At 70.1% G+C, this 24906-nt stretch carries 24 protein-coding genes; 15 read left to right on the forward strand and 9 right to left on the reverse strand.

Features of this window, described 5'->3' with window-relative positions:
- Positions 1 to 61 precede the first annotated feature (61 nt).
- From AruCF_RS17000 to AruCF_RS17015, 4 genes are all read left to right on the forward strand, one after another.
- Positions 62 to 1096, forward strand: a complete 1035-nt coding sequence (locus AruCF_RS17000; RefSeq protein WP_049074644.1) for a cyclase family protein — start codon at positions 62 to 64, stop codon at positions 1094 to 1096.
- A 4-nt stretch (positions 1097 to 1100) separates the two neighbouring features.
- Positions 1101 to 2708 (forward strand): AMP-binding protein, encoded by a 1608-nt coding sequence (locus AruCF_RS17005; RefSeq protein ID WP_049074646.1) that lies wholly within the window; start codon positions 1101 to 1103, stop codon positions 2706 to 2708.
- A gap of 12 nt (positions 2709 to 2720) precedes the next feature.
- The gene (locus tag AruCF_RS17010) at positions 2721 to 3464 is read left to right on the forward strand and encodes a GntR family transcriptional regulator (RefSeq protein WP_049074647.1); all 744 of its coding nucleotides are present in this window, start codon (positions 2721 to 2723) and stop codon (positions 3462 to 3464) included.
- A gap of 150 nt (positions 3465 to 3614) precedes the next feature.
- Complete coding sequence (locus AruCF_RS17015; RefSeq protein WP_211485722.1) at positions 3615 to 4910, forward strand: ABC transporter substrate-binding protein; 1296 nt, start codon at positions 3615 to 3617, stop codon at positions 4908 to 4910.
- A 112-nt stretch (positions 4911 to 5022) separates the two neighbouring features.
- Here the strand turns inward: AruCF_RS17015 and AruCF_RS17020 are convergent, their stop codons facing one another.
- The 5 genes from AruCF_RS17020 to tet all read right to left on the reverse strand — a co-directional run bounded on the left by AruCF_RS17020 (position 5023) and on the right by tet (position 10179).
- Positions 5023 to 5622 carry a 2-hydroxychromene-2-carboxylate isomerase gene (locus AruCF_RS17020; RefSeq protein WP_049077925.1) on the reverse strand — a complete coding sequence of 200 codons (600 nt, stop codon included), beginning with the start codon at positions 5620 to 5622 and terminating at the stop codon, positions 5023 to 5025.
- Positions 5623 to 5629: 7 nt separating this feature from the next.
- Positions 5630 to 6958, reverse strand: a complete 1329-nt coding sequence (locus AruCF_RS17025; RefSeq protein WP_049074650.1) for an MFS transporter — start codon at positions 6956 to 6958, stop codon at positions 5630 to 5632.
- A gap of 43 nt (positions 6959 to 7001) precedes the next feature.
- Positions 7002 to 7781 carry an aldolase gene (locus AruCF_RS17030; RefSeq protein WP_049074652.1) on the reverse strand — a complete coding sequence of 260 codons (780 nt, stop codon included), beginning with the start codon at positions 7779 to 7781 and terminating at the stop codon, positions 7002 to 7004.
- Positions 7782 to 7967: 186 nt separating this feature from the next.
- Positions 7968 to 8843, reverse strand: coding sequence for a LysR family transcriptional regulator (locus tag AruCF_RS17035; protein ID WP_049074654.1), 876 nt, complete (start codon positions 8841 to 8843; stop codon positions 7968 to 7970).
- 163 nt (positions 8844 to 9006) lie between these two features.
- Positions 9007 to 10179 (reverse strand): Tet(A)/Tet(B)/Tet(C) family tetracycline efflux MFS transporter, encoded by a 1173-nt coding sequence (gene tet / locus AruCF_RS17040; protein WP_049074657.1) that lies wholly within the window; start codon positions 10177 to 10179, stop codon positions 9007 to 9009.
- An 81-nt stretch (positions 10180 to 10260) separates the two neighbouring features.
- On the opposite strand from tet, the gene tetR reads away from it, so the two are divergent.
- From tetR to AruCF_RS17055, 3 genes are read left to right on the forward strand one after another with little or no spacing between them, the layout of a single operon-like run.
- Entirely contained in the window at positions 10261 to 10860 is a 600-nt protein-coding gene (gene tetR, locus AruCF_RS17045; protein ID WP_049074658.1) for a tetracycline resistance transcriptional repressor TetR, read from the forward strand.
- Positions 10857 to 11303, forward strand: a complete 447-nt coding sequence (locus AruCF_RS17050; protein WP_049074661.1) for an NUDIX hydrolase — start codon at positions 10857 to 10859, stop codon at positions 11301 to 11303. The genes tetR and AruCF_RS17050 overlap by 4 nt, the downstream gene beginning before the upstream one ends.
- A gap of 33 nt (positions 11304 to 11336) precedes the next feature.
- Positions 11337 to 12146: an aminoglycoside phosphotransferase family protein gene (locus AruCF_RS17055; protein ID WP_049074663.1), complete on the forward strand. Its 810-nt coding sequence runs from the start codon at positions 11337 to 11339 to the stop codon at positions 12144 to 12146.
- Positions 12147 to 12230: 84 nt separating this feature from the next.
- On the opposite strand, the gene AruCF_RS17060 is transcribed toward AruCF_RS17055, so the two are convergent.
- On the reverse strand, positions 12231 to 12989 hold the full coding sequence (locus tag AruCF_RS17060; protein WP_049074666.1) for an AraC family transcriptional regulator: 759 nt from the start codon (positions 12987 to 12989) through the stop codon (positions 12231 to 12233).
- A 138-nt stretch (positions 12990 to 13127) separates the two neighbouring features.
- On the opposite strand from AruCF_RS17060, the gene AruCF_RS17065 reads away from it, so the two are divergent.
- The gene (locus AruCF_RS17065; RefSeq protein ID WP_049074667.1) at positions 13128 to 15287 is read left to right on the forward strand and encodes a TonB-dependent siderophore receptor; all 2160 of its coding nucleotides are present in this window, start codon (positions 13128 to 13130) and stop codon (positions 15285 to 15287) included.
- A gap of 119 nt (positions 15288 to 15406) precedes the next feature.
- Complete coding sequence (locus AruCF_RS17070; RefSeq protein ID WP_049074668.1) at positions 15407 to 16801, forward strand: GntP family permease; 1395 nt, start codon at positions 15407 to 15409, stop codon at positions 16799 to 16801.
- Here the strand turns inward: AruCF_RS17070 and AruCF_RS17075 are convergent.
- Positions 16780 to 17700, reverse strand: a complete 921-nt coding sequence (locus AruCF_RS17075; protein ID WP_049074670.1) for a LysR family transcriptional regulator — start codon at positions 17698 to 17700, stop codon at positions 16780 to 16782. The genes AruCF_RS17070 and AruCF_RS17075 overlap by 22 nt on opposite strands.
- Before the next feature lie 126 nt (positions 17701 to 17826).
- Here AruCF_RS17075 and AruCF_RS17080 point away from each other — a divergent pair, with 126 nt between their 5' ends.
- Both AruCF_RS17080 and AruCF_RS17085 read left to right on the forward strand, forming a co-directional pair.
- Positions 17827 to 18570, forward strand: a complete 744-nt coding sequence (locus AruCF_RS17080) for an SDR family oxidoreductase (protein ID WP_049074672.1) — start codon at positions 17827 to 17829, stop codon at positions 18568 to 18570.
- A 155-nt stretch (positions 18571 to 18725) separates the two neighbouring features.
- Complete coding sequence (locus AruCF_RS17085) at positions 18726 to 19313, forward strand: YiiX family permuted papain-like enzyme (RefSeq protein WP_049077927.1); 588 nt, start codon at positions 18726 to 18728, stop codon at positions 19311 to 19313.
- A 63-nt stretch (positions 19314 to 19376) separates the two neighbouring features.
- Here the strand turns inward: AruCF_RS17085 and AruCF_RS17090 are convergent, their stop codons facing one another.
- Positions 19377 to 20258 carry a dienelactone hydrolase family protein gene (locus AruCF_RS17090; RefSeq protein WP_158324579.1) on the reverse strand — a complete coding sequence of 294 codons (882 nt, stop codon included), beginning with the start codon at positions 20256 to 20258 and terminating at the stop codon, positions 19377 to 19379.
- Positions 20259 to 20462: 204 nt separating this feature from the next.
- Here AruCF_RS17090 and AruCF_RS17095 point away from each other — a divergent pair, with 204 nt between their 5' ends.
- From AruCF_RS17095 to AruCF_RS17110, 4 genes are all read left to right on the forward strand, one after another.
- Positions 20463 to 21257 carry an enoyl-CoA hydratase gene (locus AruCF_RS17095; RefSeq protein ID WP_049077931.1) on the forward strand — a complete coding sequence of 265 codons (795 nt, stop codon included), beginning with the start codon at positions 20463 to 20465 and terminating at the stop codon, positions 21255 to 21257.
- Positions 21254 to 22399 carry a CaiB/BaiF CoA transferase family protein gene (locus tag AruCF_RS17100; protein ID WP_049074673.1) on the forward strand — a complete coding sequence of 382 codons (1146 nt, stop codon included), beginning with the start codon at positions 21254 to 21256 and terminating at the stop codon, positions 22397 to 22399. The genes AruCF_RS17095 and AruCF_RS17100 overlap by 4 nt, the downstream gene beginning before the upstream one ends.
- Positions 22400 to 22472: 73 nt before the next feature.
- Complete coding sequence (locus AruCF_RS17105) at positions 22473 to 23417, forward strand: LysR family transcriptional regulator (RefSeq protein WP_083036813.1); 945 nt, start codon at positions 22473 to 22475, stop codon at positions 23415 to 23417.
- Between the two features lie 159 nt (positions 23418 to 23576).
- Positions 23577 to 24560, forward strand: coding sequence for a Bug family tripartite tricarboxylate transporter substrate binding protein (locus AruCF_RS17110; RefSeq protein ID WP_049077932.1), 984 nt, complete (start codon positions 23577 to 23579; stop codon positions 24558 to 24560).
- A gap of 15 nt (positions 24561 to 24575) precedes the next feature.
- Here AruCF_RS17110 and AruCF_RS17115 read toward each other — a convergent pair whose 3' ends face one another.
- Positions 24576 to 24896 carry a helix-turn-helix domain-containing transcriptional regulator gene (locus AruCF_RS17115; protein WP_049074677.1) on the reverse strand — a complete coding sequence of 107 codons (321 nt, stop codon included), beginning with the start codon at positions 24894 to 24896 and terminating at the stop codon, positions 24576 to 24578.
- Positions 24897 to 24906 lie beyond the last annotated feature (10 nt).

The raw sequence follows: 24906 nt of genomic DNA on the forward strand, positions 1-24906 counted from the left end.
CTATAGTACGTAAATACGTACTATATTCACAAGAACACGAAAAACACACTGGAGACAGACCATGAAACGCTGGACGCGCCGTCCCGAGGGATCGACCTGGGGCGACTTCGGGCCGGACGACGAGATCGGCCGCCTGAACCTGCTGACCGAAGAGAAAGTGCTGCAAGCGGTGCGCGAAGTGCGGGCTGGCAAGGTCTTCTGCCTGTCGCTGCCGCTGGACCTGCCCGGCGGCAACGTGCTCAACCCGCGCCGCCATCCGCCGCAACTCAAGCCGACCTTCCGCGACGGCACGCCCTACCTGAACTTCGCCATGGCGCGCCTGCAGCCCGAGGCCGTCGACGTGCTGTCGGACGACCAGGTCACGCTCAGCCTGCAATACTCGACCCAGTGGGACGGCCTGTGCCACGTCGGCGCGCAGTTCGACATCCAGGGCGACGGCCAGGCCCGCCGCGTCTACTACAACGGTTATGCCGCGGGCGTGGACGTGTTCGGCGGCGATGATGCCGCGCCCGACGCCTGCTGCCCGCCGGGCGGCTCGTACGCGCGCAAGCTTGGCATCAACCGCTACGCCGAGAAAGGCATGCAGGGCCGCGGCGTGCTGGTCGACCTGGCGCGCGCCTTCGGCCCCGGCCGCACCCTGGTGGGCCATGCCCAGCTGCAGGCGGCGATGCGCGAGCAGCGCGTGGTGGTCGAGCCGGGCGACATGCTGGTGCTGCGCACCGGTTTCGCCGAGACACTGGTGGAGATGGACGGCCAGCCCGACCCGCACCGCCTGGAGCAGACCGGCGCGGTGCTGGACGGCGCCGATCCGGCGCTGCTGGAATGGATCACCGACAGCGGCATCGCGGCGATCTGCGCCGACAACTACGCGGTCGAGGCCTATCCGGCCCGCACCGCCGGCCCCGGCCATTCGATCCTGCCGCTGCATCATCACTGCCTGTTCAAGCTGGGCGTGCCGCTGGCCGAGCTGTGGTACCTGAAGGCGCTGGCCGACTGGCTGCACGCGCAGGGCCGCACCCGCTTCCTGCTGACCGCGCCGCCGCTGCGCCTGCCGGGCGCGGTGGGCTCGCCCGTGACCCCCATCGCCACGGTGTAGGCCCATGACGTCGCTCCCCGCCCTGTTTTCGCGGCACCTCGACGCGCTGGCCGCGCACCACCCCGACCGCCCTGCCCTGATCGACCGCGACCAGGCCATCAGCCACGCCGACCTGCGCGCGCGCAGCCGCGCCCTGGCCGCCGGCCTGGCGCGCATCGGCGTGCAGCCCGGCCAGCGCGTGGCCGTATGGCTGCCCAACTGCGCCGCCTGGGTCGAGACCTTCCTGGCCTGCGCCCACCTGGGCGCGCTGGTGCTAGCGGTCAACACCCGCTTTCGCGCGCGGGAACTGGCCGACATCCTGGGCCGCGGCGGCGCCGACTGGCTGGTGTTCTGGCCCGGCTTCAAGGGCATCGACTTCCAGGGCATCCTGGACGGCGTCGCGCCCGAATCGTTGGCGCGGCTGCAAGGCATCGTCGCCGTGTCCGAGACGGACGAGCCCATCGCCGCCTCGCTGCGCGGCAAGCCGGTGCACCGCTACGCCGAGCTGCGCGCCTGCGCCGACACGCCCCCGCCGCCCCAGCCCGATACGGGCGTGCTGTGCTTCACCACGTCCGGCACCACCTCACAGCCCAAGTTCGTGCTGCACGACCAGCGCACCCTGCTGCGCCACGGCGCGGCGGTGGCGCGCGCCTTCGGCTATGACGACCACAGCCGCGTGCTGGCCAGCGCGCCGTTCTGCGGCGCGTTCGGCTTCGCCACGCTGGCGGGCGGCCTGGCGCACGGCGCGCCGGTGGTGTGCGCGCCGGTGTTCGACGCGGCCGAATCGGCCGCCGCGATCCAGCGCCACCGGGTCACCCACACCTACGCCAACAACGAGGCGCTGGTCGCCATGATGCGGGCGGGCGCGCCCGGCGCGTTCGCCTCGGCGCGGCTGTTCGGCTTCGCCAGCTTCACGCCGGCGCTGGACCACATGCTGGATCTGGCGCGCGAGGCCGGCGTGCCGCTGACCGGGCTGTATGGGTCAAGCGAACTGATCGCCCTGGTCGCCGGCCAGCCGCGCGACCCGGCCGAAGGCGACGTGGCCGCGCGCCACCAGCCCGGCGGCACGCTGATCTATCCCGAGGCCCGCGTGCGGGCGCGCGACCCGGCCAGCGGCCAGGTGCTGCCGCACGGCGAATCGGGCGAACTGGAAATCCTGTCGCCCAGCCTGATGCGCGGCTACCTGGACAACCCCGAGGCCACCGCCCGCGCCTGCACCGACGACGGCTACTTCAAGACCGGCGACCTGGGCTACACCCTGAACCCGCGCCAGTTCGTGTTCCAGACCCGCATGGGCGACTCGTTGCGCCTGTCCGGCTTCCTGGTGAACCCGGTCGAGATCGAGCAGATGGTGGAGTCGCTGCCCGGCGTGCGCGCCTGCCAGGTGGTCGGCGCCATCCGCGACGGCAAGACCGTGCCCTACGCCTTCGTGCTGCTGCGGGACGGCGCCAGCGCCGATGCGCCCGGCTGGACGGCGGCCTGCAGACAGGCCATGGCCGGCTTCAAGGTGCCGGCCGGTTTCACGGTGCTGGACGCGTTCCCCTCGGTGGAAAGCGCCAATTCGGTCAAAATCCAGAAACACCGGCTGCGCGAGATGGCCGACGCCCTGCTCGCCGCCCCCGCCACCTCCTGACCGATCCGACCCATGCCCGCGCGCCCGCTTTTCTCGCACAGCCCCCAGCCGCTCTACCTGCAGGCGGCGGCGCTGTTTCGCAGCCATATCCAGAACCGCACCTGGCGGCCGGGCCAGCAGATCCCGCCGCTGGAAGCGCTGATGGAAACCTATGGCATCTCGCGCGCCACCATCCGCCAGGCCCTCGGCCAACTGGAACAGGACGGCCTGATCCGGCGCTCGCGCGGCTCCGGCACCTTCGTCAACGCCGACCTGCCCGAGACGCCGACGCTGCTGATTCCCAAGACCTGGGCCGAAACCGTCGAACTGAGCAACCAACTCGGCACGGTATCGCTGGTGGAGTCGAGCGCCGACTCGCCGCTGCCCGACACCCTGGGCATGCCGTGCGCGGCGGACCGCGGCGGCCGTTTCCAGTACCTGCGGCGCGTGCACACCACCGAGGCCGGGCCGTTCTGCTACAGCGAGGTATTCCTGGAAAGCAGTCTGTTCCGCAAGCACCGCGCCCGCATCCAGAAAAGCACCGTGGCGCCGGTGCTGGACCAGTTCTACGGCGCCCGCATCAGCGAGGCGCGCCAGGTGCTCAACGTGATCGAGGCCGGCCAGGAATCGGCCGAATCGCTGCGCATCCCGGTGTCCTCGCCGGTGGCCGAACTACGCCGCTACGCCTGCATCGACGGCCGCGTGGTGTATTTCGCGCGGCTGGAATTCCCGTTCCGCAAGGTGCGCATGGAGTTCGACTTGTTGAGCCAGCGCTAGGCCGCATCGCAACCAGAGGCGCCAGGCGGCCGCGCGGACACCCCGGCTTTGCCCGCGCGCCATCCGATCATCCCACTATAAAAGCGCCGCCCTCCAGCCAAGCGCCGCAGTACCCGCAAGCATCCGGCATAACCATAAATGGAGACAACCATGACCCCCATGCCCCGGATTTCGCAGCAACGCAGCAACCCGACAACCCGCCTCCCGCTGGCCAAACCCCTGGCAGCCGTGGCCGCCGCCTGCGGCGCCAGCCTGCTGTTCAGCGGCGCGGCCCTGGCGCAGGCCGCGCCCGCCGCCATCTCCGACGACATCGTCCGCCTCGGCCTGATCCTGGACATGAGCGGCGTCTACGCCGACGTGACCGGCAAGGGCAGCGCCACCGCCGCGCAGATGGCCATCGACGACTTCGGCGGCACGGTGCTGGGCAAGAAGATCGAGCTGCTGGCGGTCGACCACCAGAACAAGGCCGACATCGCCGCCGCCCGCGCCCGCGAGTGGTACGACACGCAGAAAGTCGACGCCATCCTGGACGTGGCCGGCTCGGCGCCCGCGCTGGCGGTGCTGGAGGTGGCGCGCGAGAAAAAGAAGATCGTGGTCTTCAGCGGCCCCGGCACCGAACGCATCACCAACGACCTGTGTTCGCCCTATTCGGTGCACTACACCTACGACACCTGGTCGCTGGCCAACACCACCGCCCGCGCCACCGTCGACCGCGGCGGCAAGAGCTGGTACTTCCTGACCGCCGACTATGCATTCGGCCACACCCTGCAGGCCTCGGCCACCGAAGTGGTGAAGGCCCGCGGCGGCACGGTGCTGGGCGCGGCGCGCCACCCGCTCGGCACCAGCGATTTCGCCTCGTACCTGCTGCAGGCGCAGGCCAGCCGCGCCCAGGTCGTCGGCCTGGCCAACGCCGGCGGCGACACGGTCAACGCCATCAAGGCGGCGCGCGAATTCGGCCTGACACAAGGCGGCCAGAAGATGGCCGGCCTGCTGCTGTACATCAACGACATCCACGCCATCGGCCTGGACGCGGCCGCCGGCCTGATGCTGACCGAGGCCTTCTACTGGGACATGAATGACCAGACCCGCGCCTGGTCGCAGCGCTACTACGACAAGCTCAAGAAAATGCCCAACATGAGCCAGGCCGGCACCTATTCCTCGGTGATGCACTACCTGAAGGCGGTGCAGGCGGCTGGCACCGACGCGCCGGACGCGGTGATGAAGCAGATGAAGGCCATGCCGATCAATGACTTCTTCGCCACCAACGGCCGCATCCGCGAGGACGGCCGCATGGTGCACGACATGTACCTGTTCGAGGTCAAGACCCCGGCCGAATCCAAGCGGCCCTGGGACTACTACAAGCTGGTGGCGACGCTGCCGGGCGACGAGGCCTTCATGCCGCTGTCCAAGTCCACCTGCCCGCTGGTGAAGGCGGCGGCGAAGTGAACGACGGCGGGCGCCGCCATCGCGGCGGCGGCCCGCCCGAAGCGCTGGCGCCGACACGGTTGCCCCCGCGCCCGGGCCCGCGCCGCGACCGCGTGGCGGGCTGGCGCGCGGCTCATGCCGGCCGGGCGATCGCCTCTTCCAGCATATCCAGCCGGTCCTGCCCCCAGAACAGTTCGCCGCGATACATGTACGACGGCGAACCGAACACGCCAGCCGCCACCGCCGCGTCGGTATTGTCGCGGTAGGCCTGATGCGCCGCCGGTTGTTCGGCGGCGGCCATCAGCGCCTCGGCATCCAGCCCCTGTTCCCGCAGGACGGCGCGCAGCGTGTCCGGCGACGAGATATCCCGGTCCTCGCACCATTCGGCCGCCAGGATGGCCTTGTACAAGGCCGCCACGGGCAGGCCTCGCGCATCGGCCGCGATCACGATGCGCGAGGCCAGCCCCGCGTCCGGGCACATGTAGGCCGGCGTCGGATTGACGTGGATGCCGAGCTTGCGGCACCAGCGCGCCAGCTCGGTCACCCGGTAGGCCTGGCGCTCGGGCGCGCGCTGGCCCAGCAGTACGCCGCCGGTGCGTGCGTAGACATCGGGCAGGTCCACCGGCAGGTAGCGGATGCGCGCCTGGTGGCGCGCCGCCAGGGCCTCCAGCCGGTCCGCGCCCAGATAGGCCCAGTCGGAATTCATCCAGAAGTAATAGTCGATGGTCTTCATGTCGTCCTCAGGTCCGCGCGCCGGCCGGCAGGCCCAGCTCGGCCCGCGCCGGCGCATCGCCGCGCATGCGCCAGGCGCTGAACACCGCGATCACGCCCAGCGCGCTCAGGTACCACACCACGTATTTCGGATCGCCGCCGGCGCGCGCCAGCAGCCAGGTCGCGACGATCGGCGCCAGGCCGCCGCCGATCGCCCCCGACACCTGCACCGCCAGCGAAATGCCGGTGTAGCGCACCTCGGCCGGGAACTGGCTGGAGAACAGCGTGCCCTCCGGGCCGTACAGGCAAGCGTAGACCAATCCCACCGCCAGGCATACCGCGGCAATGATCCAGCCGGTCTGGCCCGTGGCCAGCAACTGGAAGAACAGCGGCGCGCACGCCAGGATGCCGACCGAGCCGGCCATGAACACCCACTTGTGGCCGACGCGGTCGCCCAGCATGCCGAACAGCGGCATGGTGAACAACGCCAGCGCCGCGCCCCAGATGGTGGCGTCCAGCATCACCGAACGGGGGATGCCCAGCGTGCCGGTGGCGTACGCCAGCGAAAACGTGACCACGGTATAGAACCAGGTGACTTCGGCCAGCCGCGCGCCCACCACCGTCCACAGCGCGCGCCGGTGATGCTTGAGGACTTCGGCCACCGGCACCTCGACCTTGGCGCCCTGCTCGCGCATCCGCTCGAAGTCGGGCGACTCGGCCACCTTGACGCGGATGAACCAGCCCACCGCCAGCAGCACCACGCTGGCCAGGAACGGCAGGCGCCAGCCCCAGGACAGCATGTCCTGCTCCGGCAAGCCGGCCACCGCGCCCATCGCCAGCGACGACAGGATCAGGCCCGGCGCCACGCCGGCCTGCGGCAGGCTGCCGAAGAAACCCTTCTTGCCCTCGGGCGCGTGCTCGACCGCCATCAGCACCGCCCCGCCCCACTCGCCGCCCACCGCGATCCCCTGCAGGAAGCGCATCAGCACCAGCAGCACCGCCGCCCAGTAGCCGATCTGGTCGTAGGAGGGAATCAGGCCGATCAGGATGGTGGGCACGCCCATCAGCAGCAGCGTGATCAGCAGCATCGATTTGCGGCCGATCTTGTCGCCGTAGTGGCCGAAGATCACCCCGCCCAGCGGCCGCGCGAAAAAGCCCACCGAATAGGTGGCGAACGCGGCCAGCGTGCCGGTCAGCGGATCGAACGACGGAAAGAAGATCTTGTTGAAGATCAGCGCGGCGGCCGTGCCGTAGAGAAAAAAGTCGTACCACTCGATGGTGGTGCCCATCATGCTGGCCAGGCCGGCCGTTACGTAGTCCCGGCGCGAACGCGCGCGCGGCGTCTTGGTCGTCATCATCGTGACTTCCCCTTGAAAGTATCGTTGTGGGTACGGCTGGGTATCAGCGGGCCGGCAGCGGCGCGATGCCGTGGGTCTGGCGGCACCAGTAGTCGAAGGTGGCGCGGACGATCGACGGCTTGAGCAGGTAGTCGTGCGCCTCGCGCGCCAGCGCGTCGTCCACCGGCGTCAGCGGTCCGAAGGCCTGCGCGCGGATCTGCATGCGGGCCGCGCGCTCCAGGTAGACCGACAGGTAGGTCGCCTCCTCGCAGCTGGCGCCGGCCGTCAGGTAGCCGTGGTGCGCCAGGATGATGGCGCGCTTGGCGCCCAGCGCGCCCGAGATGATGACGCCCTCCTGGTCGGCGATCGGCACCCCGGGCCATTCGCCCAGGAAGGCACAGTCGTCGTGCAGCGGCGTCATGTCCATCTGCGCGATCACCAGCGGCTGGCGCGCCGCCGCCAGCGCCGAGGCCCACGGCGAATGGGTGTGGATGATGGATTGCACGTCGGGCCGCGCCTCGTAGACCCACAGGTGGAAACGCGTCGCCGGATTGGCCATGCCTTCGCCCGTGAGCGTGTGCAGGTCGCGGTCGACCTCGATGAAGTCGGCCGGCGTGGCCTCGTCGAAGCCCAGGCCGAAGCGCAGCGTCCAGTAGGCGCCGGGGCGCTCCGAACGCACGCTGATCTGGCCGGCCAGGCCGGCCTCCTGCTCGGTCATCGCCAGGATGCGGCAGGCGTAGGCCATGGTCTCCTGGATGCTGCGCGGCACGGCGCGCAGGTGCTGCGCCATCTCCTGGGTGGCGCGGGTGTCGAAGTACGCTTTTTCGCGCAGGGTGTTGTCCATGTTGCCGCCTCCTGATGCGGTTCGGGATGGCGCGGACGGATGCCGCGCCTTGCCGCACAGTATGGAAAGCGCCCCCGCATCGAGCCATGCAGGCGGGCTCATAGCAGCTATTCGACGCGGCCGCGCCCGGGGCCGAGCGCGCCGCCCAAGGGTAAACGAGGAGGCCGCGGGTTCAGCCCCGTGAACTCAGCCCCGCGCGATGCGGCGGGCGCAGTCCAGCAGCTCGCGCACCAGCGGCAGCGGCTGGCGTTGCGCCAGCGTGATGGCCACCACGCGCCGACGCAGCACCGGGCTGCCAATGGCGACCTGGCGCAGTCCGTAATCGGTCAGCAGCTTTTGCGGGATGCGCGAGGGCAGGATACAGGCGCCCACCCCCGAGGACACCAGCTTGAGCATGGCGTCGATGGTCTCGGCCTCGGCCACGAACTCCGGCTGCAGCCCGGCGCTGTGGATCATCTTGCGCAGCGCGTAGTGCGAGGGAAAGCCCACCAGCCGCAGCGCCATCGCGCCCAGGTCGACGCCGTCCTCGGCCGCGACGCCGTCGCGCACGATCAGGCACATGTCGTCGTCGAACAGCGGCGTCGAGGCCAGCGCATCCGACGCCACGGCGGCATCGTAGACGAAGCCGATGTCGGCCTTGCCGCTTTCCACCAGCGTCACCACCTCGGGCGAACTGCGGCCCATGACCGACAGGTTGACGTGCTCGCGGCTGCTGACGAACTGCGCCACCACGTCGGCCATGAAGTAGTAGCTGAGCGTGTGAACGGTGGCCAGCCGCACCGATCCCTGCGTCACGCCCTCGCGCTGGCGCACCGCCTCCAGCGCCTGGTCGATGGCGCGGTAGGCGGGCTGGATGCCTTGCAGCAAGCGCGCGCCCGCCTCGGTCAGCTCGACCCCGCGGCCGGTGCGCACGAACAGCGGCTTGCCCACGTGGGCCTCCAGCGCCGCCAACTGCCGGCTCAGGCCGGACTGGGTCTGGTCCAGGTCCTCGGCGGCGCGCGAGAGCGATTTCAATTCGGCAATGCGCACGAAATAGCGCAATTGCCGGTCCGGCGTGTCCATGCGGCTTCCCCTGCGGGCCTGGGTACAGGCCCTGTCGTTATGCAACGCGCTCGTCGCGGCGCGGCTGACAGTGTGCATCAAGGGCCCGGCCGCCACTACCAGGATTTGCGCCAGGCCGTCGCCCCTGCGGCCGCGCGCGGGCCGACATATCCGCGGCGCCCGGTCACGGCGCGCCACGCCGCGCCAGCGCCGGCACGCACAGCAGGTAAATCGCCGCGCCCGCCACCCAGGGCCAGCCGGTCCAGCCACCGGCACTGGCGGCGTACAGCGCGGTGAACACCAGCGGGCCGGAAATGGCGGCGATACTGGCCAGGCTGTTCATGGCGCCTTGCAGTTGCCCCTGGCTGCCCGGACCGGCGCGCGCCGCCAGCAGCGCCTGCAATGCCGGCGCGCCCACGCCGCCGGAGGCCAACAGCAGCAGCAAGGGCGCCGCCATCCAGCCCTGCGTCGCAAACGCCAGCAGCACATAGCCGGCCGCGTCGGCCGCCATGCCCACCGCCAGCGCCCCGCGTTCGCCCAGCCGCGCGCTCAGCGGACCCGGCAGCGTCGCCTGCGCCAGGGCGTGCAGGGCGCCGAACCCGGCCAGCGACAGGCCCACCGTCGCCGCGTCCCAATGAAAGCGATCCTGCCCGTACAACACCCACAGGGAGCCAGGCACTTGCCCGGCCATCTGCATCACCAGGAACACCCACAACAGGCCCGCCAGATTCCTGCCCCCGAGCGCCTGACGCAGACCGCGCACCGGGTCCAGCGCGCGCCAGGACCATGGCGCCCGCGCGCCCCGGCGCGACTCCGGCAGCCAGGCCATGGCCGTCAGCAAGGCCACGCCGTTGGCCAGCGCCGCCGCCACGAACGGCATGCGGGCGCCGGCCAGGCCCGCCAGGCCGCCCAACGCCGGCCCGAGGATCATGCCCAGGCCGAAACACGCCGACAGCAGGCCGAAGCGCCGCGCGCGCTGCCCGGCGCTTGCGGCATCGGCGATGCATGCGCCGGCCACCGCGCCGGTCGCGCCCGTAATGCCCGCCACGATGCGGCCCACATACAGCACCCACAGCACGGGCGCCGCCGCCATCACCAGATAGTCGACGGCGGCGCCCGCCAGCGATGCGAGCAGCACCGGCCGCCGGCCGTAACGATCCGACAGCGCGCCCAGGATCGGCCCGGCCAGGCACTGCGCCAGCGCGTACAGCGCCAGCAGTACACCGTAATGGCCCGGCGTGGCGGCGGCGCCGCCCAACTGATCGAGCAGGCCCGGCAACACCGGCATGATCAGCCCGGCGCCGGCGGCATCCAGGGTGACGACGAAAAACAGCAAGGCAATGGCGCGATCGGACATCGAGTCGAAAATTTATCATCGATAAGTTTTCGCATCATAAATTGATCAGTGATAAATTATCAAGACGAACAAGGAGCCCCTATGGCCAAATTGCAACGCGACGCCGTCGTCGCCGCCGCGCTCGACCTGCTCAACGAGGTGGGCGTGGACGGCCTGACCACGCGCCGGCTGGCCGAACGCCTGGGCGTGCAGCAACCGGCGTTGTACTGGCATTTCAAGAGCAAGCAGGCCTTGCTGGACGCGCTGTCCAACGCCATGATGCGCGACCACGTCCATACCCTGCCGCCGCCCGACGGCCCCTGGCGGGAATTCCTGCTGGCCAACGCGCGCAGCTTCCGCCGCGCCCTGCTGGCCTATCGCGACGGCGCCCGCATCCACGCCGGCACCCGGCCGGCCGAGCCGCAGTACGATCGCGTTCAGGCGCAGGTCAAACTGCTGTGCGACGCCGGCTTCACGCCGCTGCGGGCGGCCAACGCGCTGGTGGCCATCAGCCACTACGTGGTCGGCTCGGTGATGGAACAGCAGGCGGCCGAGGCCGCCGCCCCCGAACGCGCGGCGCCGCCCGCCCCACCACCCGCCTTGGCCCGCGTCATGAAGGCGCTGGACAAACAAGGGCCGGACGCGACCTTCGAATACGGATTGGCGATGATGCTCAACGGCCTCTCGCCCGAGCTGCCATGAGCGCCCAGCCCGCCCGCCCCATTCCCGCCACCATCGCCGCGGTGGTGCGCGACGGCCACATTCTGCTGGTGCGCCGCGCCAACCCGCCCGACCAGGGCCGCTGGGCCTTTCCCGGCGGCAAGATCGAGGCCGGCGAGCGCCTCGAAGAGGCGACCGCGCGCGAACTGTTCGAAGAATGCGGCGTTCGCGCCCAACCGCTGCGGGTGTTCGACGCAGTCGACGTGTTCGACCACGACGACCATGGCGCCCTGCGCCGCCACTACATCCTGGTCGCGGTGCTGTGCCGCTGGCAGGCGGGCGAGCCGGTGGCCGGCGACGATGCGCTGGATGCGCGCTGGGTGTCCCTGGCCGAACTGGACGGCCAGGCGCTGGCCACCAGTTTCGGCGTGGCGGACATCGCGCGCAAGGCGGCGGCGCTGGCGGCGGCCGCCGGCATTCTCTGATACCGTAGCCACTCCCTTGCCCACGCCGCGCCCATGTTCGACATCTACCTGTCCCGCTGGAACCTCGTGCCCGACGGCGCCCCCATCACCACCCATGCCGCCCGGCTGCTGCCGGTGCGCCAGGCCGGTGTGCCGGCCATGCTGAAGGTCGCGGTCGAGGAAGACGAGCGGCAAGGCGGCGTGCTGATGACCTGGTGGGACGGCCACGGCGCCGCCCGGGTGCTGGCGCACGACGGCGACGCCATCCTGCTGGAACGCGCCACCGGCACGCGCTCGCTGGCCGGCTACGCCCGCAGCGGCCGCGACGACGAGGCCACCCGCATTCTCTGCGGGGTATTGCGCGAACTGCACGCGCCGCGCGCCAAGCCGCTGCCGCCGCTGCGGCCGCTGGAAGAATGGTTCGTCGAACTGTGGCCGATGGCGCGGGCGCGCGGCGGCATCCTGGCGCACAGCGCGCGCCACGCCCGCGCCCTGCTCGACGATCCGCGCGACCCGGTGGTGCTGCACGGGGACGCGCACCACGACAATGTCCTGGACTTCGGCGAACGCGGCTGGCTGGTGATCGACCCGAAGCGCCTGTACGGCGAACGCGCCTTCGATTACGCCAACATCTTCTGCAACCCCGACCTGTCCGATCCTGTGCCCCCGGTGGCCATCGCGCCGGGCTGCTTCGAGCGTCGACTGGGCATCGTGCTGGAGGAATCGGGGCTGGACCGCCGCCGCCTGCTGCAATGGGTGGTGGCCTGGTGCGGCCTGTCGGCGGCCTGGTTCATGGGCGACGGCGATGACGCGGCGATCGATCTGGAGATCGCCCGCCAGGCGCTGGCATTGCTGGAGGAATAGCGGTTCATCCGCGGCAAGGTCCTGAGGCGCCGCGGGGCCCGGGCGGGCAGCGCGGCCGCGCTGCCATCGCAGGCATTCTCCCCGTCATCCGCCCGCGATCTGCTCCAGATACCGGGTCGGCGACACGCCCATGACGTTGCGGAACATATAGACGAAGGCGCTGGCGCTGGCATACCCCAGGGCTCGCGCCACGCTCACCACCGACTGCCCCTGCAGCAGCCGGCAGATGCCTTCGTCGATGCGCACCTGCAGGCGCCAGTTGTGAAAGCTCATGCCGGTCTCGTCCTTCATGCGCCGCGCCAGCGTGCGCGCGCTGGCGCCCATCCGTTCGCCCCACTGCTCCAGCGTGTCGTCGTTGCCGGGCGCCTGCAGCACGGCGGCGCAGACCTTGCGCAGGCGCCGGTCGAACGGCAACGGCAACTGGCGATGCTGCCGCTCGGTGCCGGCCAGCAGGTTCAGCAGCAGCTCGGCGCTCAGGCGCTGCACCGGCCCGTGGCGCGCCGCCGGCTGGTTCAGCGCCAGGATCAGTTCGCGCATCAGCGGCGCCACGTCCAGCGCGCAGGTATCTTTCCACAGCCAGGGCGCGGCGTCCGGCGCGATGAAGGCCGAGCGCATCGTCACCTGGCCGACCATGCGCACCTCGTGGGCCACGCCGGGCGGAATCCACAGCGCGCGCATCGGCGCCAGCAGCCAGGCGCCGTCCTCGGTCATGACGCGCATGATGCCGGTGGGCGAATACATCAGCTGGATGCGCTCGTGCGAATGCGGCTCTTGCCGCTGGCCATCTTCGTAGTGGAACGAGCGCGCCACCACCGGCGGCGCCTCGACGGGAAACTCACGCATTGGCGGGATTTCGATAGTAAGGGTTGAAAGAACCGCAATCCAGCCAGTTATGTCCGTTTTTCGACATTTTCTGTCCAGCAAACAGGGAACTTGCTTTTTATCATTAATGCAAATGATTCCCATTGTTTTCAAAAGAAAATGACGCCCGCCGCACTTCCCCCTGTCGCATTTGTCCCACGCCGCCTTCCCGCCTTCCGCCTGACCCTCGCCGCCGCCCTGCTGGCCCAGGCCGGCCTGCCCGTCCTGGGCCGCGCCGCCGACGATGTCCCGCAACTGAGCCCCGTGCGGGTCACCGGCGCGGCCGAGAAACTCTCGGATCCCGGCCAGACAGAGGGTTCCCAGTCCTACACCGCCAATACCGTCACCGTCGGCAAGACCGGCGCCAACGTGCGCGACATCCCCAACTCGGTGTCGGTGGTGACGCGCCAGCGCATGGACGACCAGAACATGGTCACGGTGGAGGACGCGCTGCGCGAAACCACCGGCGTCAGCGCCATGACCTATGGCGACGGCACCGCCTACTTCACCGCGCGCGGCTACGAGACCGACGTGCAGTTCGACGGCGTGCCCGCCAACGGCGCGCTGCAATACCTGCCCCAGTTCGACCTGGCGCTGTACGACCGCGTCGAGGTGCTGCGCGGCCCGGCCGGCCTGCTGCAGGGCTTCGGCAGCCCGGCCGGCACCGTCAACCTGGTGCGCAAGCGGCCGCTGGACACCTTCAGCCTGACCGGCGCGGTAATGGCCGGCTCGTGGAACAACTACCGCACCGAGCTGGACGCGACCGGCCCCATCACGGCCGACGGCCGGGTGCGCGCCCGCGCCGGCTTCGCCGCGCAGGACCGCGACTTCTTCTTCGACAAGGCCCACAACCGCCAGGGCCTGGCCTACGGCTCGCTCGAATTCGATCTGACCGCCAACACCACCCTGACGCTGTCGGCGGCCTACCAGCGCCAGCGCGAGGCGCCGTTCGACTACGGCCTGTCGATCTACTCGAACGGCCACATCATCGACTCGCCGCGCAAGGGCTTCTACGGCACCGACTGGTCGCGCGGCGACACCACCCTGTCGGAAATCTATTCGGAGCTGAGCCACCGCTTCGCCAATGGCTGGACCGGCCAGGTGTCGATGAACTACCGCTCGACCGACATGGACAGCCGCTACGGCTACGTCAACGGCCCGGTCAATCCCGCCAACGATCGCGCCGGCTACCGCCTGCAGACGCAGAAGGACCAGATCCGCTGGATCGGCTTCGACACCCATGCCTCGGGCCCCTTCAGCCTGCTGGGCCGCACCCACCAGGCCATGATCGGCGCCAACTACGCCGAACGGCGCCAGGACAGCCGCTCTGGCGGCATGAGCCTCGGCAACGTGTCGATCCATGACATCGACGTGCCCAACCCGGACCTGCCCTACACCTCGGGCGATAACTCCAAGTCCAGCCAGATGGGCGTCTACGGCCAGTTGAGCTTCAACGTGGCCGACCCGCTGACGCTGATCGTGGGCGGACGCCAGAGCTGGTACCGCAACGCCACCCAGGCCATCCTGCCGGTGGCCGGCGACACGCAGCGCGATCCCGAGGTGCGCAAGTTCGTGCCCTACTACGGCGCGGTGGCGCAGTTGAATTCGTGGCTGTCGGCCTACGCCAGCTATTCGGACATCTACGCCTTTTCGGAGGCCTGGCAGATGACGGCCGACGGCAAGCCGCTCAAGCCGCGCACCGGCAAGCAGTACGAGATCGGCCTGAAGGGCCAGTTCCTGGACGGCGCGGCCAACGCCTCGCTGGCGCTGTTCCGCATCCGCGACAAGGACCGCGCGGTGGCCGACGACGCCAATCCGGGCCGCTACCTGGCGCAGGGCGAGGCCCAGAGCCAGGGCGTCGAGGCCGAGGTCAGCGGCCGCCTGCTGCCCAACTGGGACCTGTACGCCGGCTACACCTACCTGCAGACCCGCTACCTGTCCGACCCGACGCAGGAAGGCCAGATCGTCAACCCGGAAACGCCCAAGCACCTGTTCAAGGTCTGGACCACCTATCGTTTCACGCCCGACGTGCTGCCGGGCTGGCGCGTCGGCGGCGGCGTGCGCACGCAGAGCCGCACCAGCCGCAACAACGTCTCCTGGCAAGGCGGCTACGCGGTGGTCGACGCGCAGATCGGCTACAAGGTGAACCGCAACCTGGACGCCTCGCTGACGCTGAACAACGTATTCGACCGCCACTACTACGCCCGCGTGCCGTCCAACTTCTACGGCATCTACGGCGAACCGCGCAACGTGATGCTGACGCTGCGCGCCACGTACTGACGCGCGCATGGGGTCCGGTCCGACAACGGGCCGGCGCTCCGCCCTGTCAAACGGCCGCCGGGAGTGATCGGTTAAGGTGTAGCCCCACACCCCTTAACCCTTCATTCCTGGAGTAATGAATGACCGGATTGATTATCGTGGTGGCGGCGCTGGCATTCCTGATGCTGGCGGCGTATCGAGGCTACAGCGTCATCCTGTGCGCGCCCATCGCGGCCATGGGCGCGGTGCTGCTGACCGACCCGTCGGCGCTGGCGCCGGTGTTCTCGGGCATCTTCATGGAGCGCATGGCGGGTTTCGCCAAGCTCTATTTCCCGGTGTTCCTGCTGGGCGCGGTGTTCGGCAAGCTGATCGAGCTGTCGGGTTTCTCGCGCGCCATCGTGCAGGCGGTGCTGCGGCTGATCGGCGCCGAGCGCGCCATCATCGCCATCGTGCTGGTGTGCGCGGTGCTGACCTACGGCGGCGTGTCGCTGTTCGTGGTGGTGTTCGCGGTCTACCCGTTCGCGGCCGAGATGTTCCGCCAGGGCGGCATTCCCAAGCGGCTGATGCCGGGCGCGATCGCGCTGGGCGCGTTCACCTTCACCATGACGGCGCTGCCGGGCACGCCGCAGATCCAGAACATCATCCCCACCACCTTCTTCGAGACCACCACCTGGGCCGCGCCCTGGCTGGGGCTGATCGGCGCGGCCTTCACGCTGACCGTCGGGGTGGCCTACCTGGAATGGCGCCGCAAGCGCGCCGCGCTGGCGGGCGAAGGCTACGGCACCGAGCTGCGCAACGAGCCGGACACGCCGGCCGGCGGACGCGAGCATCACCCGCTGGTCGCGCTGCTGCCGCTGGTGGTGGTGGGCGTGGCCAACTACCTGCTGACGCGCTGGATTCCCGGCTGGTACCCGGCCGGCTCGCAGGTCGAGCTACCCGGCCTGCCGCAACCCCTGCCGGTCAACGCGCATGACCAGGTGGCGCTGTGGGCGGTGATGGGCGCGCTGATCGCCGGCATCGCCACCATCCTGCTGTTCTCGTTCTCGCACATCAAGGCGCATTTCGCCGAAGGCAGCAAGAGCGCGGTCTCGGGCGCGCTGCTGGCGTCGATGAACACCGCCGCCGAATACGGCTTCGGCGGCGTGATCGCGGCCCTGCCCGGCTTCCTGATGGTGGCCAGCGCGCTCAAGGCGATTCCGGACCCGCTGGTGGGCGAGGCGGTGGCGGTGACCTCGCTGGCCGGCATCACCGGCTCGGCCTCCGGCGGCATGAGCATCGCGCTGGCGGCCATGGCGCAGACCTTCATCGACAGCGCCCAGGCGGCCGGCATTCCCATGGAAGTGCTGCACCGCATCGCCGCCATGGCCTCTGGCGGCATGGACACGCTGCCGCACAACGGCGCCGTCATCACGCTGCTGGCCGTCACCGGCCTGACCCATCGCCAGTCCTACGGCGACATCTTCGCCATCACGCTGATCTCGACGCTGTCGGTGTTCCTGGTGATCGCCGTGTACTACCTGACCGGCATCGTCTGAGCGGCCGGCCCGAAGGCCTGGCCGAAGATTTCGGCCAGCCACTGGCTGAACACCCGCACCCGCGCCGACACCTGGCGGTTCTGCGGGTACAGCACCGACACCGGCATCGGCGCCGGCGGCGCCCCCGGCAGCACCTCCTTGAGCCGCCCGGCGGCCAGGTCGTCGGCCACCCGGTAGCGCGGCACCTGGATCAGCCCCAGGCCGGCCAGCGCCGCGCTGGCATAGAGTTCGGCGCCATTGACGCTGACGACCGAACCCGGGCGGACCAGCACATTACGCCCGTCCACCATGAAATCCAGCGGCACGCTGCGGCCGGTGGAGGACGACACGTAATCCACCGCGCGGTGCCCTTCCAGGTCATCGACCGTGGCCGGCTCGCCGAATCGCGCCAGGTAGACCGGGCTGGCGACGGTGACCTGCGGCATCAGCGCGATCTGGCGGCCCACCAGCGATGAATCCTGCAGCGCGCCGGCGCGCAGCACGCAGTCCACGCCCTCGCGCACCAGGTCCACCAGCCGGTCGTCTTCGCCCAGGTGCAGCACCAGATCGGGATAGCGCTCCAGGAAGCCCGGCAACGCCGGCATGACGAACACCCGCGCCAGCGTGCCTTGCAGGTTGACCCGCAGCAGGCCCTTGGGCGCGGTGTTCAGGAAGGCGCCATCCGCTTCCTCCAGGTCGGCCAGCAGGCGCACGCAGCGGCGGTAATAGGCCTCGCCGTCATGGGTCAGCCGCACCTGGCGCGTGGTGCGTTCCAGCAGCCGCGCCCCCAGGCGTTTTTCCATGCGCTTGACCAGGTTGGTGACGGTCGCGCGGGGAATCCGCAGGTCTTCCGACGCCTTGGAGAAACTGCGCCGTTCGGCGATGCGGACGAATACCTGCATTTCCTGGAAGCGATCCATGCGTTCGCCCTATTATTAATGCCAATGAAATTATGTTAGCAAAACACGGGTAATTATCTTTTCCTTGGAATAGTCCATGATTCGCCTCACCCACATGAGCCGTCTTACATTCCTCCAGGAGTCTCCATGAATTCGCAGCTTTCCCAACGCGTCGCTCTGGTCACCGGCGCTTCGCGCGGCATCGGCGCCGCGATCGCGCGCCGCCTGGCCGCCGACGGTTTCGCCGTCGCCATCAACTACGCCGCCAGCGCGGCCGAAGCCGACGCCCTGGCCGGCGAGATCCGCGCCGCGGGCGGCCGGGCGCTGGCGGTGCGGGCCGACGTGTCCAAAGCCGCCGAGGTGCGCGCCATGTTCGACCAGGTCGAGGCCGGCCTGGGACGCATCGACGTGCTGGTCAACAGCGCCGGCGTGCTGAAGCTGCAGGCGCTGGCCGAAGCCACCGACGAGGTCTACGACCAGACCTTCGACATCAACACCCGCGGCACCTTCAACACCCTGCGCGAGGCCGGCACGCGGCTGGCCGATGGCGGCAGCATCGTCAACGTCTCCAGCACCACGCTGGCGCTGAACCTGCCCACCTACGGCCTCTACATCGCCAGCAAGGCGGCGGTGGAAGGCTTTACCCGCGTGTTCGCCAAGGAACTGCGCGGCCGCCGCATCACGGTCAACGCCGTGGCGCCGGGCCCGGTCGCCACCGACCTGTTCAAGCAGGGCAAGAGCCCCGAGCTGATCGAGCACTACGCCAAGATGCCGCCGCTGGAACGCCTGGGCGAACCGGAGGACATCGCCGGCATCGTGTCATTCCTGGCCGGGGCCGACGGCGGCTGGATCAACGGCCAGGTGCTGCGCGCCAACGGCGGCATCGCCTGACACGCCGGGCCGGCGCGGATGCTACTGTTGCGTCTGTGCCAGGAATCGACGCAATGGACCCTACGACAATGCTCCGCGCAATCCGCGCTCCCCATCCAGAAAACGCCCGGCGCGGCGCTCGCCGCCCCGCGGCCGGCCCGCGGGCCAGCGCCGTCGTGGCCGCGGCACTGTGCCTGGCCCCGCTGGCCGCGCTGGCCGCGCCCGACGTGCGCACCGGCGACCTGATCTTCCAGCAATCCCGCTCCGCCCAAAGCCAGGCGATCCAGCAGGCCACCCATTCGCCCTACAGCCACATGGGCATGATCGTGATGCGCCAGGGCGCGCCCTATGTGCTCGAAGCCGCCGCCACGGTCAGCTACACGCCGCTGGCCCAATGGGCGGCGCAGGGCGAAAACGGAAAATACGTCGTCAAGCGCCTGCGCGACGCGTCGCGGCTGACGCCCGAGACGCGCGAACAGTTGGCCAGCACCGGCGCGCGCTATCTGGGCAAGCCGTACGATGCGGCCTTCGGCTGGTCGGACGACCGGATCTATTGCTCCGAGCTGGTCTGGAAGATCTACCAGCGCACGCTGGGCCTGCAGATCGGCGCGCTGCAACCCCTGAAGCAGTTCGACCTGAGCTCGCCCACCGTGCGCGCCACGATGCAGGCGCGCTATGGCAAGGACATCCCGTGGGAGGAACCCATCATCTCCCCGGCCGCGATGTTCGACTCGCCGCTGCTAACCACGGTCCCGGACCGCTGACGCGGCGGGTGGCGCGACCGGTCGCGCAATCGGCGGCGGTGCCACCGGCCGCCCGGGCCACGCCTATTGCGGCATGTCGAAGCCCTGCTCGCGCAGGTACTTGGCCACCACCGGCTGCCACTTCCGCGGCGCGTGGGTGAACAGGCTGTGGCCGTTCTCGCCGTCGGGCCCCATGGGCACGAAGGTGGCGTGGCCGCCGGCCTGGTTGTAGGCCTCGACCCAGCGCCTGGGCCAGTCCGGCCCCCAGTACAGGTCGTTCTCGGTATAGATCCACAACATCGGCAGCCGCGTGGCCTGGCCATAGCCCGCGTACGTGGCCTGCAGGCGCTCGGGGCCGCACGGCTTGCCGGGCGAGCGCACCGGATCGCCGCCCGAGCCGCCGGCGAAGTTGATGGCGGTCTTCACCCCCGGAGGGTTCTGCGCCGCCAGCGCCACGGTCGAGCCGCCGCCCACCGACTGCCCCAGCACCACCACCCTGGCCGGGTCCACGTCCGGACGCTGCGCCATGACCCGCAGCACCTGGTCGATCTGGCTGGCGGCGCGGTCGAACATCGGGGTGAAGCGGCGCTCGCCGCAGGGGCCGCTGTTCTCCAGGTCCGGCCCGCCGGTGACGCCATAGCCCAGGCGCACCGGCAGTGCGACCACGAAGCCGGCATCGGTGAAGAACCTGGACGCCGCCGCGTAGCGCGCCCGTCCCAGCTTGGCGCGGCCGGCGGCGTCGCCGGCCCGGCCATGGTTGATCACGATCAGCGGATGGCGGCCCTCGCCCGCCGGCGTGAAGACGGTCACCACGACTTCGCCCGTGGCGGTGCCGCCGTTCTCCAGCGCCACCCGCACCGGCACCTTCTGCACGCTTTCGTTGGCGGCCAGCTTGGGCGGGGGCGCGGCGCACGCCGTCAAGAGTCCCAGTCCGCCGATCATCGTGATTCTTGCCAGAACACCCATGTTGCCCCTCGTCAGGAATAGGCTCGCCGCCCGGGTGAGCGCAAGATACTCCGAGCGCGCCCGCCCCGCCATCGTCGCGAACCCGGCTCGCGGCGATTTATTCCAGGCCGGACTCATTCCATGAAAATTACTTGTTTGTCGTGATCAACGACCGGGCCTAGCATGACCGGCATCGCCCACGATTCCAACGGAGACAGCAAGCCCATGAGCGCCCCGATTCCCGCCTTTCCCCACAGCCACATCGAGCGCGACGCGCGCGGCGTCTACACGCTGCGGATCGACGACGCCAAGAGCCTGAACATCCTGGCCTCGCCGGTTACGCTGGGCCTGACCGCCGCCTTGCGCTGGATCGCCGCGCAGGCCGACGCCCGCGCGCTGGTGCTGCGCGGCAGCGGCGACAAGGCCTTCGTCGGCGGCGCCAACATCTATGAAATGGCCGAGCTGGATCCGGACGGCGGCCGCGCCTTCATCACCCGCCTGCGCGACCTGTGCGAAGCGGTGCGCGCGGTGCCGGTGCCGACCATCGCCCGCCTGCCCGGCTTCTGCCTGGGCGCCGGCATGGAACTGGCGGCGGCCTGCGACATCCGCCTGGGTTCGCGCGACGGCGTTTTCGGCATGCCCGAAGTGCAGGTCGGCATTCCATCGGTGATCCACGCCGTGCTGCTGCCGTCACTGATCGGCCCGGGCGCCACCCACTGGCTGCTGCTGACCGGCGCCACGGTCGATGCCGAGCAGGCGCTGCGCTGGGGCTTCCTGCAATTCCTGTGCGAGGCCGGCGAGCTGGACGCGCTGGTCGAGCGCACCGTCGCGCCCATCGCCCACAGCGGGCCGCTGGCGGTGCGCTCGCAGAAAGCGCTGCTGCGCTACTGGGAGACGTCCACGGTCGAGGCCGGCCTGGACCGCAGCGTCGACGCCTTCGGCGCGGCCTTCACCACCGACGAACCGAGCCGCTACATGGCGCCGTTCCTGGCCCGCAAGCGCGCGCGGGAGGCGCAATGACGGCGGCGGCCAGCGGCCCGCTGGCCGGCGTGCGGGTGGTCGACATGACCTCGGTCGGCATGGGCCCCTACGCCACCCAGATCCTGGGCGACATGGGCGCCGAGATCATCAAGGTCGAAGCGCCCGAGGGCGACGTGTTCCGCGCCTCGGCGCCGGCCGCCTCGCCCGGCATGGGCGCGGTCTACCTGAACCTGAACCGCAACAAGCGCAGCGTCACCCTGAACGCCAAGGACCCGGACGACCGGCAACGGCTGCTGCGGCTGGTCGACGGCGCCGACGTCTTCATCTCCAACGTGCGGCCGCGCGCGCTGGCGCGGATCGGCCTGGACGCCGCCAGCCTGCGCGCGCGCAACCCGCGCCTGATCTATTGCTCGGCGGTGGGCTTCGGCCAGGACGGCCCCTACGCCGCCCGGCCGGCCTTCGACGACATCATCCAGGCCATGAGCGGCCTGGCCGACCTGCAGGGCCGCAACAGCGGCGCGCCGGCCTACATCAACACCATCATGGCCGACAAGGTGGCCGGGCTGACGCTGGCCTATGCCATCCCGATGGCGTTGTACGAGCGCGAGAAATCCGGCCAGGGCCAGGCGATCGAAGTGCCGATGTTCGAGACGCTGGTGTCCTTCACCCTGATCGAGCACCTGGGCGGGCGCACCTTCGACCCGCCGCGCGGCGGCATGGGCTACAGCCGCGTGCTGTCGCCCGAGCGCCGGCCCTACCGCACCCGCGACGGCTTCCTGGCGCTGCTGCCGTATACCGACGCGCAATGGCAGCGCTTCTTCACCCTGGCCGAACGCGCCGACCTGGCCGCCGACCCGCGCTACGCCAGCGCCCGGACCCGCGCCCGCCACTTCGACGCGCTGTACGCCGACCTGGCGGCCATCGTCGCGCTGCGCGGCACCGACGACTGGCTGGCGCTGCTGGCGGACGCCGACATTCCGCACTCGCGCGTCAACCCGCCCGAGGCGCTGTTCGACGACCCGCACCTGGCCGCCACCGGTTTTTTCCAGCGGGTCGAGCATCCCACCGAGGGCGCGCTCACGGCCACCGCGATCCCGGTGCGCTTCTCGCGCACGCCCGGGTCGATCCGCCGCCTGGCGCCACGCCAGGACGCGGATCGCGATATGCTCGATCCGGATTGATTCCCCGGGACGCGGCGGATGCGGGCTTGCGCGCGCCGGCCCCCGGGGCGCCCGCCCCCTTTCCGTCCCGATCATGAACATCACCCTGAAGCAGTTGCGCGTGTTCTGCGCGCTCTACGAGTTGCGCAGCTTCACCGCCGCCGCCCGCGCCGCCTTCGTCACGCAATCGGCGGTCAGCAAGCTGTGCGCCGAACTTGAAGCCGAGGTCGGCCAGCCCTTGTTCGAGCGCTCGACCCGCAGCGTCACGCCGTGCGAGGGCGCGGCCGACTTCTATGCCTATGCCCAGGAGATCCTGGGCACGGTGCGCGCGGCCGAGCGCAGCATGTCCGGCCTGCGCTCGCTGGAGCGCGGCGTGGTCGGCGTGGCCTGCTCGCCGATGATGATGGTCGGCCTGCTGGGCGGGGTGATCGCGCGCTACCACCGGCGCCATCCGGGCGTGAAGCTGGACCTGTTCGAACTGAACACCGACGAGACCATCGAGCACGTGCGCCACGGCCGCGCCGATTTCGGCATCGTCTCCACCGACATCGAGGGCGACGAACTGGCCGCGCGCGTCATCTACCGCGACACCATGCATGCCGCCTTCGCGCCCGGCCATCCGCTGGCGCGCCGCAAGCCGGTGCGCTGGGCCGACCTGGCCGCCCACGAACACATTACGCTGCGCAACGTCTACAGCGTGCGCCGCGCGGTGGACCGCATCAGCGGCGAACTCGACCTGCAATTCCAGTCCGGCATCGAGGCCGGCATGCTGACCTCGGTGCTGAATCTGGTGCGCGCCGGCCTGGGCATCACCGTGGTGCCCGGCTACGTCTGCGCCTTCGCGCGCCAGTTGGGTCTGGTCACCGCGCCCATCGGCGGCGCCGGCCAGCGCGGCCACGCGCTGTGGCTGATCCAGCGCCACAACGCGCGCCTGTCGCGGGCGGCGGACGCGTTCCTGGCCGACCTGGAAAAGACACTGCGCGCGCGCGAGGCCGCCCCAGACCCCACCCGCTACGACGAGGTCGCCGCCGGCCAGTGAGGCCGCGCCGGACCGAGGCGCACAGCGCGGGACTTATCCGGATACGGAATAGGTCTATGAAAATTAGTCCCTTGTTGCGATAAGCCGCGCGGCCGCATGATGGCGGAAATCGCGGCCGCCACCTGCCATCGCGGCCGCAGAAAAACACAGGAGACTTTCATGACCCGATCCCCGCAACGCAGCCGCACGCGCCAGTTCGCCGCCAGCTGCGCCCTGGCCCTGGCCGCCGCCACCGGCGCCGCGCAGGCCAACGACGCCTACCCCGACAAGCCCATCACCATCGTGGTGCCGTTCTCGCCCGGCAGCGCCACCGACACCAGCGCCCGCATCCTGACCGAAAAGCTCGGCCCGCGCCTGGGCGTGCCGATCGTGATCGAGAACAAGCCCGGCGCGTCCGGCACCATCGGCTCGTCCACCGCCGCGCGCGCCGCGCCCGACGGCTACACCCTGATCCTGACCAGCAGTTCGACGCACTCGGCCACGCCAGCCCTGTTCCGCAAGCTGCCCTACGATCCCACCGGCGATTTCATCCACGTCATCCGCATCGCCACCATCCCGATGATGCTGGTGGTGCGCGCCGATTCGCCCTACGGCTCGGTGTCGCAGCTGGTGCAGGCCACCCGCGCCAAGCCGCTCAACTACGCCTACGGCTCGCCCACCAGCCAGATCGCCGGGGCCACCTTCAACAGCGTCGCCGGCGCCGCCGCCAACGCCGTGCCCTACAAGAGCCAGCCGCCCGCCGTCACCGACCTGCTGGGCGGCCACGTCGACTACCTGTTCGCCGACCTGTCGGTGGTGACGTCGTTCATGCACAGCGGCAAGCTCAAGGGCATCGCCTTCACCGGCCAGGCGCGCTCGAAGGACTTCCCCGACGTGCCGACGCTGGCCGAACTGGGCTACCGGAATTTCGACCTGGTGGTGTGGGTGGGCGTGGCCGCGCCCAAGGACACGCCGGCGCCCGTGGTCGAGCGCCTGAACCGCGAGATCACGCGCATCCTGAGCGAGCCCGACAGCATCGCCAAGTTCGAAACGCTGGGCATGCAGGTCGCGCCCAACACGCTGGCCGAACACCAGGCCTTTGCCCAGTCGCAGCGCCAGATCTGGACCCAGCGCGCGATCGACGCGAAGATCGAGCCGCAATAAACGCGCCCGGCGGCCTCAGCCCATCCGGACCGGGGCGGCCGCATTGGCCAGCGGCATCACGGCCAGCCGCAGGCCCATCGCCTTGAGAATCGCCAGCAGGCTGGCCAGCGACGGATTGCCCTTGGGCGACAGCGTGCGGTAGAGCTGGGTCGGGTTCAGCCGCGCCTGCTCCGCCACGGTCTGCATGCCGCCGAACGCCTGGGTCATCTGGCGCAGCACGATCAACAATTCGGCCTGGCTGCCATCCGCGAGAATCTCGTTGAGCGTCGCCAACGCAAGATCCCGATCGCCGGCGTACACCTGCGCCATCGCTTCGTCATGGAGTCTGCTTTTCATGGTTCCTGTC

The organism is Achromobacter ruhlandii, assembly GCF_002082135.1.
GTDB classification, from domain to species: Bacteria; Pseudomonadota; Gammaproteobacteria; order Burkholderiales; family Burkholderiaceae_B; genus Achromobacter; species Achromobacter ruhlandii.